Raw genomic sequence first — 14,190 nt, 5'->3', positions numbered from 1 at the left:
GTCTGCCCGACACTCCGCGGCAGGGCGGACGGAGCCGTTCCACCGGGTCCGGAGCGACGGCCGGTCACCGATTGGAGGATTCCGCGCACGAGCGGCGCAGCCCCTGATCCCCGGGCTGCGCCGGCACGCGCCTGCGGTCGTTGCGCAGGACGAGCAGCGCGACGTCGTCGGTGAGCCGCCCGCCCGTGTGCCGCAGCAGCGCCGTGTGAACGCGCTGCACCACGACGGCCGGTGAGACCGGCGAGCCCAGGGCCGCGGCCTCCGTGAGGGCGCGCCGCAGGCAGAAGAAGGCCCCGTCGGCGTTCCGGGCGTCCTCCGCTCCGTCGGTGTGCAGGACGAGTGCCTCACCGGGCAACAGGCACGTGCACCGGTGGGCGGACAGACCGCCGGGCAGCGGGAACAGGCCCAGCGGCGGCAGCACCTCGCCGCCCGCGATCGGCTCGGCGGTCCCGCGCAACCGGTAGGGCCACGGGTGGCCGCAGTTGAGCGCCAGTACCTCGCCGTCCTCATGGATCTCCAGCAGGAGTACGGTCACGAATTCCTCGGCCAGCGGGTTGTCCGGGTCGGTGCCGCTCACCGAAGGGTGCTCGGACCGGGACCGCTCGCGCAGGTGTCGTTGCAGCGCCCGCTCCAGCTTCCGCATGACGCCCGCCAGTTCGGCCTCGTCGTGCGCCGCCTCCCGGAAGCTGCCGAGCAGCGCGGCCACCGCCCCGATGGCGGCGAGCCCGTGCCCCCGTACGTCGCCGATGACGACCCGCACCCCGTGCACGGTGGCCACCGCCTCGTACAGATCCCCGCCGACCGTCGCCCCGCGGCTGGCGGACAGCTGGCCCGCGGCGAGGGCGAGACCGTCGAGCCGGGGCGGCAGCGGCCGCAGCAGCACCTGCTGGGCGGCGCGCGCGATCTCGCGGAACCTGCGCAACTCCCGTACGGGGCCCAGCCGGACGCTCGTCAGCAGATACGCGACCAGCGCGAGGAAGGCCGCGCACGTCACGAAGCGGGGCGCCATGCCCCCGTGGGTGGCGAGTGGGCAGGTCAGCTCCCAGACCATCGCCGCGACGAGCCAGAGCGCGGGGAGCCCGAAGACCAGGGCACGTCGCGCGTACGGAACGCACGCACGCCGCACGCCCCGCCAGGTTGTTGTACGGATCATCCCGACGGCCCCCTAGGCCCTGGCCCTGTACGACGCTGCCTGTACGACGCTGGCCCTCGTCGGCCGGAATGATTGTGTCGACCGTCCGTGCCTGTTTGCGTACCTCACCCCCACTTCTCACCCAAATGAGTGAGGGGCGTGCCCGTGACTCCGGACACGCCCCACAGCACTACTTCCGCACCAGGTGTTACACCCCGCGCAGCACCGCGCCCGTGCGCTCGCCCGCGAGCGCGACGGCGGCGTCGCGGGCGGCCGTGGCCTCCTCGACGGTCAGCGTGCGGTCGGCGGCGCGGAAGCGCAGCGCGTAGGCGAGCGACTTCTTGCCCTCGCCGAGCTGCTCCCCGGTGAACACGTCGAACAGCCGCAGCGATTCGAGGAGTTCACCGGCGCCGTCGCGCAGCGCCGCCTCGACGTCCGCCGAGGCGACATCGGCGGCCACGACGAGCGCGACATCCTGGGTCGCCACCGGGAAGGCCGAGATCCGCGGCGCCTGGAGGGCGCCCGCACCGGCCCGCTCCAGCAGGTCGGTCTCGATCTCCATGGCGCAGGTGCGCTCCGGCAGGTGGAGTGCCTTGATGACGCGCGGGTGCAGCTCACCGGCGTGCCCGACGAGGGTCTCCTCGCCGTTCACCGTGACGTACAGCGCGGCGCAGCGGCCGGGGTGCCACGGCGCGTGCTGGTCGCCCCGGACGACGAGCTCGGTGCCGGCCTCGCGGGCGAGCGTACGAGCGGCCTCGACGGCGTCCGCCCAGGTTCCCGGGCGGCCCTTGCCCCACCAGCCGGCCTGCTCGCGGGCGCCCGCGAGGACGACGGCGGCGCGGTGCGGCTGACGCGGCAGCGTGGCGTTGAGACGGGCGATCTCCTCGTCGGTGGGACGGCGGTCGACGGGCAGCCGCGCGGCCTTGTGCTCCTCACCGGTCGGCCTGAACACGAGGCCGGTCTCGAAGAGCGCCAGGTCGTGCGAGCCGCGGCCGTCGTTGCGGCGCAGCGCGCCGAGGAGGCCGGGCAGCAGCGTGGTGCGCAGCGCCGGCTCCTCGTCGGAGATCGGGTTGACCAGCTTGACGGTACGGCGGCGGTCGTCGTCGGCGTCCAGGCCCAGCTGGTCGAGCACGGCGTCGCCGGTGAACGGGTAGTTCAGCGCCTCGACGTAACCCGCGCCCGCCAGCGCACGGCCGATGCGGCGGTGCAGCCTCTGCCGTTCGGTCAGCCCCCGGCCCGAGGGCGGAGTCGGCAGCGTCGACGGGAGGTTCTCGTAGCCCTCCAGCCGGATGACCTCTTCGGCCAGGTCGTTCGGGAAGGACAGGTCGGGGCGCCAGGACGGCACGGTCACGACCAGCTCGTCCTGCCCGTACGCGTCGCAGCCGACCTCCTGGAGCCGGCGTACGACGGTCTCGCGGCCGTAGTCGACGCCCGCGACGCGGTCCGGGTGGTTCGCGGGCATGGAGATCGTGCGGGGCGCGGAGGGCGCGATGACCTCCGTGACACCCGCCTCGGCGGTGCCGCCCGCGAGGAGCACGAGCAGGTCCACGGTCCGCTGGGCCGCCGCGGAGGTGGCCTGCGGGTCGGTGCCGCGCTCGAAGCGCTTGGACGCCTCGGAGGTGAGCTTGTGGCGGCGCGCGGTGCGGGCGATGGAGAGCGCGTCGAAGTGCGCCGCCTCGATGACCACTTCGGTCGTGCCCCTGACCGCGCCCGTCTCGGGGTCGGTCACGGAATCGGCGATCTCGGTGTTGGCGCCGCCCATGACTCCCGCGAGACCGATCGGGCCGCGGTTGTCGGTGATCACGAGGTCCTCGGCGTCGAGGACACGCTTGGTGCCGTCGAGCGTCGTGAACTTCTCGCCCTGCTCGGCGCGGCGCACACCGATCGGCCCGTCGATGCGGGACCGGTCGTAGGCATGCAGCGGCTGTCCGAGCTCCAGCATCACGTAGTTGGTGACGTCGACCGCGAGCGAGATCGGGCGCATCCCGGCCTTCTGCAGCCGGCGCCGCAGCCAGATCGGGGAGCGTGCCTCGGGCTCCAGTCCGACGACCGTGCGCGCGGTGAAGCGGTCACAGCCCTGCGGGTCGGAGACCTTCACGAGGTAGCCGTACGAGTTGGGCGCGGGCACGTCGAGCAGCGCCGGGTCGCGCAGCGGCAGTCCGTACGCGGTGGCGACCTCGCGGGCCACGCCGCGCATCGACAGGCAGTAGCCGCGGTCGGGCGTGACGGCGATGTCGAGGACCTCGTCGACGAGTTCGAGCAGCTCGATGGCGTCGGTGCCCACCTCGTGCTCGGGCGGCAGCACGATGATGCCGTTGCTGCCGTCGTCGCCCATGCCCAGCTCGTCGCCGGAGCAGATCATGCCGTGCGAGGTCTTGCCGTACGTCTTGCGCGCGGCGATCGCGAAGTCGCCGGGCAGGACCGCGCCCGGCAGGACCACGACGACCTTGTCGCCGACGGCGAAGTTGCGGGCACCGCAGACGATCTCCTGCGGCTCGCCGGTGCCGTTGGCCATGCCGACGTCGACGGTGCAGAAGCGGATCGGCTTCTTGAACTCCGTCAGTTCCTCGATGGTGAGGACCTTGCCGACGACCAGGGGGCCCTTGAGGCCGGAGCCGAGCTGCTCGACCGTCTCGACCTCCAGGCCCGCGGACACGAGCTTGGCCTGTACGTCACGGCCGGTCTCGGTGGCGGGGAGATCGACGTACTCCCGCAGCCAGGAAAGCGGGACCCGCATCAGATCTCCATCCCGAAGGGCCGAGTGAACCGGACGTCACCCTCGACCATGTCTCGCATGTCTTCTACGTTGTGGCGGAACATGAGCATCCGCTCGATGCCGAACCCGAAGGCGAATCCGCTGTACTTCGCGGGGTCGACGCCGCAGGCGGTCAGCACCTTCGGGTTGACCATGCCGCAGCCGCCCAGCTCGATCCAGCCCTCGCTGCCGCAGGTGCGGCAGGGACGGTCCGGGTTGCCGACGGACTCGCCGCGGCAGACGTAGCAGACCATGTCCATCTCGGCGGACGGCTCGGTGAAGGGGAAGTAGTTCGGGCGCAGCCGGGTCTTCATGCCCTCGCCGAAGAGCGCCTGGACCATGTGGTCCAGGGTGCCCTTGAGGTCGGCCATGGTGAGGCCCTCGTCCACGGCGAGCAGCTCGATCTGGTGGAAGACCGGGGTGTGCGTGGCGTCGAGCTCGTCCGTGCGGTAGACGCGGCCGGGGCACACGACGTACACGGGCGGCTCACGGTCGAGCAGCGCGCGCGCCTGCACCGGCGAGGTGTGCGTGCGCAGGACGACACCGGACTCGTCGGACTTCCCGCCGTCAGGGCCCTGGACGAAGAAGGTGTCCTGCATCTGGCGCGCGGGGTGGTCGGGCACGAAGTTCAGGGCGTCGAAGTTGAACCACTCCGCCTCGACCTCGGGGCCCTCGGCGACCTCGTAGCCCATGGCGACGAAGACGTCGGCGACGCGCTCCATCAGCGTGGTCAGCGGGTGCCTGGCGCCGGCCGGAACGCGGTCGTACGGCAGCGTGACGTCCACAGCCTCCTCGACCAGTACGCGCTCGTCGCGCTCGGTCTCCAGGGCGGCGAGACGGGCGGCGAGGGCCTTGTTCACGGCGCCGCGGGCCATGCCCACGCGCTTGCCCGCCTCGGCCTTGGCGGCCGGCGGCAGGGCGCCGATCTCACGGTTGGCGAGCGAGAGCGGCGAGGTGGGGCCGGTGTGCGCCGTCTTCGCGTGGGTGAGCGCGTCGAGATCCGCCGCGGCGTCGAAGGCGGCGAGCGCCTCGTCCCGCATGCGCTCGATCTCTTCCGGTTTCAGCGCCTCGACCTCAACAGGGTCGTACGACTTATTGGGTGCGGACATCTCTTCCCGTACTTCCGATTGGCTGGTGGCGTGGCCCCCGCTCGACGACTGAGGACGCAAAGGTGCCAAAGGTCGAGTCTAAAGGCCGCGAGGGGTGAAGAAACCCGTGGGCCGCTCAGGCGAGATAGGCCGGAGCGCCGACGGGCAGAATAAATCGGAACTCGGCGCCGCCGCCGGGGCCACGGCCGACGGTGATCGAGCCGCCGTGCGCCTCGACGATGCCCTTGACGATGTACAGACCAAGACCGGTACCGCCGCGCTTGCTGCCCCGCCAGAACCGGGTGAAGACGCGCCCCATGGACTCCTCGGGAATGCCGGTGCCTTCGTCGCTCACGGTGACGGCTGTTCCCTTCGCTGCGGTGTCGGCGGTCTTGACCGGGGCTGCCCCCACCTCGATGGTGACCGTTCCTTCCCCGTGCCGCACCGCATTTTCCAGCAGGTTGCCGAGCACCTGGTCGATCTTGTCCGGGTCTGCCCAGAGATCGGGCAGCGGCCGCTGGATACGGACCAGGAAGCGCTCCGGCGGCTGGCCGTTGGAGATGTGCGCCTGGACGTGGCGGCCGACGGCCGTCGGGATGTCCACGGGCTGCCTGCGGACCTCCAGGCGCCCGGAGTCGATGCGGGAGATGTCGAGCAGCTCGGCGATCAGCCGGGTGATCCGGCCGGCGTCGGCGTCGACGGTCTCCAGCATCAGCTTCTTCTGGTCGTCCGTGAAGCGCTCCCACTTGGCGAGCAGCGTCGCCGTGAACCCCTTGACCGAGGTCAGCGGGGAGCGCAGCTCGTGCGCGACGGTGGCTATCAGCTCGGCGTGGCTGCGCTCGGTGCGGCGCCTGGCCTCGGTACCGCGGATGGAGACGACGACCCGCCGCACGGGCCCGGTCGGCTCGTGGCGTACGTACCGTGCGGAGACCAGCACCTCGCGGCCGCCGGGCAGCAGCAGGTTGCGTTCGGGCTGTCCGGCCCGGATGGTGAGTCCCCCGTACGGATCGGTCAGGCTCCACCAGCGCCGGCCCTCGAGGTCTTCGAGGGGCAGCGCGATCTCCAGCGGCCTGCCGAGCGCGGCGGCCCGGGGAATGGCGGTGATCCGCGCCGCCGCGTCGTTGAAGCAGATGACGCGGCCGCTCTCGTCGGCGACGGCGAGGCCGTCGGGGAGGTCGTCGGGATCGAACCCGTGCCCGTCCTCCGCGTAAGGACGCAGTAAGGCGTCGTTCGCCCTCGACGGACTCGACGCACCACTCGTGCCGACAGCCATCCCCGTATCCCACCTTTTCCGAAGAGCGCAGTGGGCCCCCGAGCCCGCCACACTACTAGCTGGAGGTGACGCTGCGGCACCCTCCGGAAGCGCGCTGCGCACGCGCGGAGGCGTAGAGGCACACGGCGGCGGCGGTCGCCAGGTTGAGGCTCTCGGCCCTGCCGTGGATCGGGACGCGCACCACGGCGTCCGCGAGTGCCCGGGTCTCCTCCGGCAGGCCCCATGCCTCGTTGCCGAACACCCAGGCGGAGGGCCCGCCCATGGTGCCCGCGTCGAGTTCGTCGTCGAGGTCGTCGTCACCCGCCCCGTCGGCCGCCAGGATGCGTACACCCGCGCTCTTCAGCCCGCTGACGGCCTGCTCGACGGGGACGCCGACGGCGACCGGCAGGTGGAAGAGCGAGCCGACCGAGGCGCGGACGGACTTGGGGTTGTAGAGGTCGACGGACGCGTCCGTGAGGACGACCGCGTCGGCCCCGGCGGCGTCCGCGCAGCGCAGCACCGTACCGGCGTTCCCGGGGTCGCGGACGTGCGCGAGGACGGCGACGAGCCGGGGCTTCGCCGCGAGGATCTCCTCGAAGGGCGAGTCCAGGAACCGGCAGACGCCGACGATGCCCTGCGGGGTGACGGTCTGCGAGACCTCGGCGAGCACCTCGTCGGGCGCCAGGTGCACGCGGGCCCCGGCGGCGCGCGCGGCGTCGACGATGGCGGCGTACCGCTCGGCGGCCTCGACGGTGGCGAACAGCTCGATCAGGGTCGCCTCGCCGCCGTGGCCGCGGTGCTCGACCGCCTCGCGCACGGCCTGCGGTCCCTCGGCGATGAACCGGCGCTCCTTGCCGCGGAAGCTCCGCTTGGCCAGCCGCTTGGCGGCGGTCACGCGCGGGGATCGCGGGGAGATCAGCTCGGGGGTGCCCATGGTCGGCGGCTCACTTCTCTGCGTATCTCTACGTATGAAAGGGGTCGTGCACGTGGGGTACAACGCACCGGACCCGCAGGCGGCGAACGCCTGCGGGTCCGATGGACGAAGAGGTGCGGCCTGAAATCAGGCGGCGGTCTTCGGGGCGTTGACGTCGCTCGGGAGCGCCTTCTGGGCGACCTCGACGAGCGCGGCGAACGCGTTGGCGTCGTTGACCGCGAGCTCGGCCAGGATCTTGCGGTCCACCTCGATGTTGGCGGCCTTCAGACCCTGGATGAGGCGGTTGTACGTCATGCCGTTCTGGCGTGCAGCGGCGTTGATGCGCTGGATCCACAGCTGACGGAAGTCGCCCTTGCGCTTCTTGCGGTCGTTGTAGTTGTAGACCAGGGAGTGGGTGACCTGCTCCTTGGCCTTGCGGTACAGGCGCGAACGCTGACCGCGGTAGCCCTTGGCCGCCTCGAGGATTGCCCGGCGCTTCTTGTGGGCGTTGACTGCCCGCTTGACGCGTGCCACTTGTTAACTCCTTGTAGCGGGGCCGCGGGTGAACTCACACGGCCCGGAAACGAATTGGTCTCGGTCTCGACGTCGCGCCCCGGTCACCCGGAGCCGCGACATCACTTGCCGAGAAGCTTCTTGATCTTCGGGGCGTCCGCCGGGGACACCACGACAGCGCCGGTCAGCGAGCGGGTCTTCTTGGAGGACTTGTGCTCCAGGAGGTGGCGCTTGCCGGCCTTCTCGCGCATGACCTTGCCGGAGCCGGTGACCTTGAAACGCTTGCTGGCACCGCTGTGCGTCTTGTTCTTCGGCATAGCGCCGTTCTCTCCTCGTCAGTGGCGCTCCCCCGGTGCGTATACCGGAAAGCGGGAGCGTCAGTCAGTGGTATGGGGACTTCCTGGCCGAACCCGGGGCCGCCTGGATGGCAGCCCCGTGGATCACGCTTCGGAAGGGGTCTCGGTCTGTGCCTCGGCCGGAGCCTCGGCGACCTCGTCCGTCGACTCTGCCTGCTCGGCGTCGTCGGTGGCGTAGCCCTGGCGTTCGGCCTTGCGGGCCGCCTGGGCCTCACGTGCCTCGGCCATGGCCTCGGTCTTCTTCTTGTGCGGGCCCAGAACCATGATCATGTTCCGGCCGTCCTGCTTGGGATTCGACTCGATGAAGCCAAGGTCCTCGACGTCCGATGCCAGACGCTGAAGCAGTCGGAAGCCGAGCTCGGGGCGGGACTGCTCACGACCACGGAACATGATCGTGATCTTGACCTTGTCGCCCTGCTTGAGGAACCTGACGACATGACCCTTCTTGGTGTCATAGTCGTGCGGGTCAATCTTCGGCCGGAGCTTCATTTCCTTGATGACCGTGTGCGCCTGGTTCTTGCGCGCCTCACGGGCCTTCATGGCCGACTCGTACTTGAACTTCCCGTAGTCCATGAGCTTGCACACGGGCGGACGGGCGGTCGCCGCGACCTCGACCAGGTCGAGGTCGTACTCCTGCGCAAGCTCCAGGGCCTTCGCAAGAGGCACAATGCCGACCTGCTCGCCGCTGGGTCCGACGAGTCGCACCTCGGGAACGCGAATCCGGTCGTTAATGCGGGGCTCAGCGCTGATGGATCCTCCTCAGTAGCACCACACGACTGTCTGGCAGACAGCCGCGTAACGTCTGTTTCGTGAGACCAACCTCAGGGAGCCATGAAAAATGCCCCGGACGGGAACACAGGCGGGGCTCCTGGAACTACCGGAGCACCACCGCGCATCAACCGCGGGGCGCATCATCGAGCGGTGCTCCATCGTCCGTACGGAACGATGGGGACCGCCTGACCGGTGACCCGCCGTCCGTGAGGACAGCCAGGTGGGAGATCGGAGCCTCCACTTGTGGGCCGGGCACACAGGTGTCCGGCCGGTCGTTACACAAGGTTAGCAGGTCCGCCGGGGCGCGGCGAACCCATGGGGAGAGCCCTGCCCGCCTGGGCATATCGTGTGCCTCATGAGTGACGCGACCTCCCCCAATGAATCTCCCGACTTCGACGCCATGACGCGCGACATCGCGGAAGTCCCCGCAGTCGAGGTGATCGTGACGGTGGCGGTCAACCTGATGAGCGCCGCCGCCGTGAAGCTCGGCCTCACCGAGGACGGCGACAAGCACAAGGACCTCGACGAGGCCCGCAAGCTGGTGCACGCGCTGGCCGGTCTGCTGGACGCGAGCGCGACGGAGATCAGCTCCTTCCACGCGGCGCCGCTGCGGGACGGCCTGAAGTCCCTGCAACTGGCGTTCCGCGAGGCGTCGGCCGTGCCGGACGAGGTCGGTCAGGGCCCGGGCGAGAAGTACACCGGCCCGGTGTACGGCTGATCCGACGGGCTGTCGACGGCTGTCGGCGGCCGCTCCTGCGGCGGCTGATGCCGCTGGAGTTACCCGCGTACGAACAAGGGCTCGCCAGGAGGCGTGACCCCGGCCGGCATCAGTGCCAGGTCGAGGCCGCGCACCAGGCGGGCCCTCAGCGTTTCGTCGGCGGCCAGTGCCCCGGCGACGCGGCGGGCCGCCTCGGCCGGTTCGGCGCCGGGGGCAAGGACCAGCGCGAGAGTGCCGTCGGCGGTGCCGGGGCCGAGGTGGGCGCGCAGTACGGCGGGCTCCGCGGCGACGGCGGCCCGTACCGCCTCGGTGACGGCCGGGTCGTCGAGCGGCACCGCGCTGGTGCGGCCCTCGGCGGCGGCGAGCAGCGCGGACCCGGTGAGCTGGTACGGCACCGGGCCTGCCAGGTCGAGGACCAGCGTGTCGGCCCGCTCGTGGGCCACGGCCTGGAGCGCCTGGTGCAGGGGGACGGCCACGGGGCGCGCCTCGGGGTTCCAGCGGGCCAGGGCCTCGGTGGACGTGAAAGCGGGCAGGGCGCGGCGCTCGCCCGCCTGGAGGGTCGGCACGGCCATGTCGCTCGTCTTCTCGCGGCGCAGGCCGTTCTCGTCGGTCTCCACCTCGCCGAGTACGGCGACGACGGGGACCAGGAGCCGGGCCCCGGCCAGCGCTTCGAGCACCTGCGGCTCGGCCGCCGGGTCCTCGGCCCAGGCGGCGAGCGCCGCCGTCAGCCGAGGGTCGGCGGTGCCGTCGTCTTCGGAGAAACCGGGGTCAGGGATGTTCTTGAGCGCCACGTCACGAGACTATCCGCCGGACGGCGGCGTTTCCGCACGGGGCGTGCGGGCACGGCCTTCCCGTGGACGTCGCGTACGCAGTCTCCGAGGTGGGCAGCGGGTGCCGCGCCGTCCAGGGGGAGGGTCGCTTCCCCGCCGCGAGCATCGTCAAGGTCGGCATCCTCGCGGCGCTGCTGCTGCGTGCGCAGGACGAGGGGCGGGCTCCCGGCCCGGCGCAGCGGGCGTGCGCCGAGGCCATGATCCGGCGCAGTGACAACGACGCGGCGTCGGCACTGTGGACGGCCATCGGCGGCGCTCCCGGGCTGGACGCGGCGCAGGCGCGGCTCGGCCTCACGGAGACGACGGCCGACCCGGCGTGGGGGCGTACACGGACCACCGCGGGGGATCAGGTGACGCTGTTGCGGGCAGTGTTCGGGAGCGGGAGAGGGCGCGACGTTCTGGACGAGGATTCCCGTACGTACATCGGGTCCCTGATGGGGCAGGTCGCCGCCGGGCAGGACTGGGGGGTGTCGGCCGCCGGTCACGGGGCGGCGCTGAAGAACGGGTGGATGCCGAGGGACGCCACCGGCCTGTGGGCGGTGCACAGCATCGGCCGGGTGCGGGCGCCGGACGGGCGCGAGCTGCTGGTCGCGGTGCTGTCGGAGGGGCACGCCACGAAGGAGGCGGGGATCAGGGTGGTGGAGGAGGCGGCGCGGGCGGCGGCGGAGGCAGGGACGGGCCCAGGCTCGGGCCTGGATTTCAGCGGGGACAGCCGTGGGCGTGACGGTTGACGCCTGCCGGGGGTGCGGCAGGCGGCTCGTTGGAGGGGGCCGTGCGGAGATGGTCACAGGCAGCGGTGGTGCCGTTCGCGATGTGACCGGCGCTTCGGCCTGCGGCCGTCAGCGGAAGGCGCGGGGGCCGGTGGTCCGGCTGGCGCGCCACAGGGCGACCGCGCCGGCCAGCAGGATCGCGCCGATGCCGCCGGCGACGGGGGCGAACCAGCCTGCCGGTTCACCGGCCTCGCGCAGGGGATCGGGTCCGGCGCCGAAGTACTTCCTGCCGTGCGCGGCCGGGGCCGGGCGGAGGTCCGCCGGGCGGAGCTTGCCCCCCGCCTCGATCGCGGCGGCCGGGTCGACGAAGCCGTAGCCGCGGTCGTCGTCGCGGCCGCCCTCCGGCGCGTTGCGGGCGGTGTCCGCGAGGAGCTTCTTGACCTGGGCGGGGGTCAGGTCGGGGTGCGCCGAGCGGACGAGGGCGGCGGCGCCGGAGACGAAGGCGGAGGCGGCGCTGGTGCCCCAGCCCTCGTAGTAGCGGCGGTCGGGGTCGGCGATGATCACGTCGACCCCGGGAGCGCTGACGGTCGCGTACCAGCGGCTGGTGGAGAAGGCGGCATGGGTGCCGGAACTGTCGACGGCGGCCACCGCGATGACGCCCGGGTAGGCGGCGGGGTACGAGATGTGGTCGCCCTCCTCACCGCTGTTGCCGGCGGACGCGACGACGACGGCGCCCTTGGCCAGGGCGTACTGGACGGCGGCGTCCTCGGCGGGCTCGGGGTGGGCGGACTTGCTGTCGTCGCCGAGGGAGAGGTTGATGACGTCGGCGCCGTGGTCGGCGGCCCAGCGGATGCCCTGGGCGAGGGCGTTGCCACGGGTGCTGCGGGCCCTCTTGCGGGCCGGGTCGCCGCCTTCGAGGATCACCCGGACCGGGAGGATCTTCGCCTCGGGTGCGATGCCGACGACGCCGTCCGCGCGGCCGGGGCCGTTTCCGTGGCCGGCGATGATCCCGGCCATGGCGGTGCCGTGGCGGGCCCAGGCGCGGTCGCCCTTCCCCGCGCCGAAACCTATGAGGTCCTTGCCCGCCAGTACGCGGCCTTCGAGGTCGGGGTGGCTGCCGTCCACACCGGTGTCGAGTACGGCGACGGTGATGCCCTCGCCCTTGGTCGTACGCCAGGCCTGGTCGGTGTGCAGCGCGTCGAGCGCCCACTGCTGGGCCCGGATGCTGTCGGCGTGCGCGGGCGGCGCGGGCACCAGGACGACCGCGGCGGCCGCGAGGAGGGTGGCGAAGGCGCGGGGCCGGGTGCGGGAGGTGCGGCGGGCCGCGGCATCCGGAGCACCGCCGGGGGCGTGGTTCATCGGGTGGGCTCCGTGGCCGGGTGGGCGGTCTTGCGGAGGCCGCGTTCGACGCGGTCGGCGACGCCCTTCGCCTCGTGGCCGAGGCCCGCTTGGGCGGGGGCGTTCGTCGCGCCCGCGACCGTGGCCCGGCCGGCGGGCTGCGGGTCGGCGACGGTGCGTCCGTCGGCGAAGCCTGAGACGGCGTACACGACAACGGGTACGTCGGTGAGCACGCGTACCGTCCAGCTCGCGCGCTGCCGGTCTCCGAAGCTTGCGGCGACGGTGCCCTCGGCAGGGTAGGTGCGGGGCATGAGGTCCGTGCGGTCGGCGAGGCCCTCGTTGATGAAGCGGGTGCGCAGGGCTTTCATGGCAGGTGCGTCGGCCTCGGTGAAGACCATGCCGACGGTGGTGACGCTGCTGGTGGTGGCGTCGGTGTAGGTGGCGCGCAGGAGGCGCAGGCAGCCGACCGGCTCGAGCGCCTTGAGCAGCAGCGGATCGACGGCCTTGGCGCAGTCGCCGTCGTCCGGGGCGACCGCCACCCGCGTCCAGACGCGGTCGGCGCCGCCGGGGCCCGCGCCGTCGCCTTCGATCGTCGGGGGGAAGAGCGCGTCGACGGGGGCGCTGTGCCAGAGACCGCGCGCCTCGGCGTAACCGGTGGGGGCGGCGGTCCCGGCGTCCGCACCGCCGGTGAGCCAGCTCCCCGTGACGGCGCCGCCGATCAGCCCGAGTCCGAGTACGAGACAGGTTGCCGCGGCGACGACACGGCCGGTACGGCGGGTACGGACGGGGCGCAGCCGGGTGGTGGTCTCGGCCGGCGTCTCCGGAGCCCCCCACTGCCGGGGCGCTGCGAAGTGGGCGGGCCGGGGCGGACCGGGCTGCGGGCCCAGGTCGACAGCCCCCACGGCCCTGCGCCGGGGCGCGCCCGTGGCACCGGGCGGCGGCGTTGCGGGTGGAGCCGCGGGCGGCGACGGAACCTGCGGCGGCAGGGCGCCCGGCGCGGCGGGCACGGGCCGCAGCCGCGCGGTGGTCTCGACCGGCGCCACGCCACCCCCGCCCGGAGCCCCCGGCCCGGCCTGCCGCACGCGGTCGCCGGAACGGCTGCCGACCCCGTCCGGGCCGGCGGCGCGGCGCGGGGCCCCGGAGTAACCCGGTGCGTCACCGGCGGCGGGCGCGGGGGGAGCGGGGGACGGCCCGGCGACGGGCGCGGTGGGAGCGAGGGACGGACCGGCGGCAGAGGAACGGCCGCCCGAAGCACCCGGGTGCGAGGCGCGGGGCGCGAGGGGCGCACCGCGATCGGGAGGACCGGCCTGGCCGCCTGCGGCGGGCGAGGGCATCGGGCCGGGGTGGCGCGGCGCGGCAGCGGCCGGTGCGGGGGCTGCCGAGGGCGGTGCGGCAGCCCGCGCGGGCCCGGTGGATCTGCCAGTGGCCGGGGAAGGCATCGGACCGGGGTTGCGCGGGCCGACGCCCGGGGGCCCGGCGTGGGACTGCGTCGGTACGCCGACGGGCGGTGCGGCGGGGGCGTTCTGGTTCCCCGCCCGGTGCTGCGGCTGCCCGGTCGCTCCGGGAGCGGAAGCGGAACGGGGGGCGGGCCGCGCCGGACTCGCTCCGGGGCCGGACGCAGGGCGCGGCGCCGATTGCGCCGGAGGCGCCTCGGAACCGGACGCGGACCAGGGCACCGACTGCCCCGGAGGCGCGGCCGGAGCGGGTACGGAACGGGAAGCGGGCCGCGCCGGACTCGCTCCGGGGCCGGACGCAGGGCGCGGCGCCGGCTGGGCCGCGACGGGCGTGGCCGGGGTGGGGCTGGAGTGTGGTGG

General features: G+C 73.0%; 13 protein-coding genes. 2 read left to right on the top strand and 11 right to left on the bottom strand.

The window, feature by feature from the left end; genetic code table 11:
- Positions 1 to 64: 64 nt before the first annotated feature.
- The 8 genes from ACWIHY_RS09060 to infC form a co-directional block, all read right to left on the bottom strand.
- Positions 65 to 1,153, bottom strand: a complete 1,089-nt coding sequence (locus ACWIHY_RS09060) for a PP2C family protein-serine/threonine phosphatase (protein ID WP_454374971.1) — start codon at positions 1,151 to 1,153, stop codon at positions 65 to 67.
- A 187-nt stretch (positions 1,154 to 1,340) separates the two neighbouring features.
- Positions 1,341 to 3,869: a phenylalanine--tRNA ligase subunit beta gene (gene pheT / locus ACWIHY_RS09055; RefSeq protein ID WP_454374970.1), complete on the bottom strand. Its 2,529-nt coding sequence runs from the start codon at positions 3,867 to 3,869 to the stop codon at positions 1,341 to 1,343.
- On the bottom strand, positions 3,869 to 4,996 hold the full coding sequence (pheS, locus tag ACWIHY_RS09050; protein ID WP_454374969.1) for a phenylalanine--tRNA ligase subunit alpha: 1,128 nt from the start codon (positions 4,994 to 4,996) through the stop codon (positions 3,869 to 3,871). The genes pheT and pheS overlap by 1 nt, the downstream gene beginning before the upstream one ends.
- 115 nt (positions 4,997 to 5,111) lie before the next feature.
- On the bottom strand, positions 5,112 to 6,248 hold the full coding sequence (locus tag ACWIHY_RS09045) for an ATP-binding protein (protein WP_454374968.1): 1,137 nt from the start codon (positions 6,246 to 6,248) through the stop codon (positions 5,112 to 5,114).
- Positions 6,249 to 6,303: 55 nt separating this feature from the next.
- A complete protein-coding gene (locus tag ACWIHY_RS09040; protein WP_454374967.1) occupies positions 6,304 to 7,161 on the bottom strand; it encodes a TrmH family RNA methyltransferase in 858 nt (285 codons plus the stop codon).
- 126 nt (positions 7,162 to 7,287) lie between these two features.
- A complete protein-coding gene (gene rplT / locus ACWIHY_RS09035) occupies positions 7,288 to 7,674 on the bottom strand; it encodes a 50S ribosomal protein L20 (protein WP_028815427.1) in 387 nt (128 codons plus the stop codon).
- 101 nt (positions 7,675 to 7,775) lie between these two features.
- On the bottom strand, positions 7,776 to 7,970 hold the full coding sequence (gene rpmI, locus ACWIHY_RS09030; RefSeq protein WP_028815428.1) for a 50S ribosomal protein L35: 195 nt from the start codon (positions 7,968 to 7,970) through the stop codon (positions 7,776 to 7,778).
- A gap of 123 nt (positions 7,971 to 8,093) precedes the next feature.
- A complete protein-coding gene (infC, locus tag ACWIHY_RS09025; RefSeq protein ID WP_308296014.1) occupies positions 8,094 to 8,759 on the bottom strand; it encodes a translation initiation factor IF-3 in 666 nt (221 codons plus the stop codon).
- A 376-nt stretch (positions 8,760 to 9,135) separates the two neighbouring features.
- Between infC and ACWIHY_RS09020 the strand changes: the two genes are divergently transcribed.
- Positions 9,136 to 9,498, top strand: a complete 363-nt coding sequence (locus ACWIHY_RS09020) for a DUF1844 domain-containing protein (protein ID WP_454374966.1) — start codon at positions 9,136 to 9,138, stop codon at positions 9,496 to 9,498.
- Between the two features lie 59 nt (positions 9,499 to 9,557).
- Here ACWIHY_RS09020 and ACWIHY_RS09015 read toward each other — a convergent pair whose 3' ends face one another.
- On the bottom strand, positions 9,558 to 10,289 hold the full coding sequence (locus ACWIHY_RS09015) for an SseB family protein (RefSeq protein WP_454374965.1): 732 nt from the start codon (positions 10,287 to 10,289) through the stop codon (positions 9,558 to 9,560).
- Positions 10,290 to 10,351: 62 nt separating this feature from the next.
- Between ACWIHY_RS09015 and ACWIHY_RS09010 the strand changes: the two genes are divergently transcribed.
- A complete protein-coding gene (locus ACWIHY_RS09010) occupies positions 10,352 to 11,059 on the top strand; it encodes a serine hydrolase (protein ID WP_454374964.1) in 708 nt (235 codons plus the stop codon).
- 108 nt (positions 11,060 to 11,167) lie between these two features.
- Here ACWIHY_RS09010 and mycP read toward each other — a convergent pair whose 3' ends face one another.
- Both mycP and ACWIHY_RS09000 read right to left on the bottom strand, forming a co-directional pair.
- Positions 11,168 to 12,397: a type VII secretion-associated serine protease mycosin gene (gene mycP, locus ACWIHY_RS09005; protein ID WP_454374963.1), complete on the bottom strand. Its 1,230-nt coding sequence runs from the start codon at positions 12,395 to 12,397 to the stop codon at positions 11,168 to 11,170.
- Positions 12,394 to 13,710 (bottom strand): hypothetical protein, encoded by a 1,317-nt coding sequence (locus ACWIHY_RS09000; protein WP_454374962.1) that lies wholly within the window; start codon positions 13,708 to 13,710, stop codon positions 12,394 to 12,396. Before ACWIHY_RS09000 ends, mycP begins: the two co-directional genes overlap by 4 nt.
- Positions 13,711 to 14,190: the final 480 nt, after the last annotated feature.

The sequence above is a fragment of the Streptomyces sp. NPDC055287 genome, from assembly GCF_053646035.1.
The sequence above is the reverse complement of the archived record's forward strand: the minus strand, read 5'-3'. Positions and strand labels throughout refer to the sequence as shown.

Excerpts from the sequence above, each read along its gene's own strand:
- ACWIHY_RS09020 (WP_454374966.1), top strand. The coding sequence starts at position 9,136 with ATGAGTGACGCGACCTCCCCCAATGAATCTCCCGACTTCGACGCCATG.
- ACWIHY_RS09045 (WP_454374968.1), bottom strand. The coding sequence starts at position 6,248 with ATGGCTGTCGGCACGAGTGGTGCGTCGAGTCCGTCGAGGGCGAACGAC.
- rpmI (WP_028815428.1), bottom strand. The coding sequence starts at position 7,970 with ATGCCGAAGAACAAGACGCACAGCGGTGCCAGCAAGCGTTTCAAGGTC.
- ACWIHY_RS09060 (WP_454374971.1), bottom strand. The coding sequence starts at position 1,153 with ATGATCCGTACAACAACCTGGCGGGGCGTGCGGCGTGCGTGCGTTCCG.
- ACWIHY_RS09040 (WP_454374967.1), bottom strand. The coding sequence starts at position 7,161 with ATGGGCACCCCCGAGCTGATCTCCCCGCGATCCCCGCGCGTGACCGCC.
- mycP (WP_454374963.1), bottom strand. The coding sequence starts at position 12,397 with ATGAACCACGCCCCCGGCGGTGCTCCGGATGCCGCGGCCCGCCGCACC.
- pheS (WP_454374969.1), bottom strand. The coding sequence starts at position 4,996 with ATGTCCGCACCCAATAAGTCGTACGACCCTGTTGAGGTCGAGGCGCTG.
- pheT (WP_454374970.1), bottom strand. The coding sequence starts at position 3,869 with ATGCGGGTCCCGCTTTCCTGGCTGCGGGAGTACGTCGATCTCCCCGCC.
- ACWIHY_RS09000 (WP_454374962.1), bottom strand. The coding sequence starts at position 13,710 with ATGCCCTCGCCCGCCGCAGGCGGCCAGGCCGGTCCTCCCGATCGCGGT.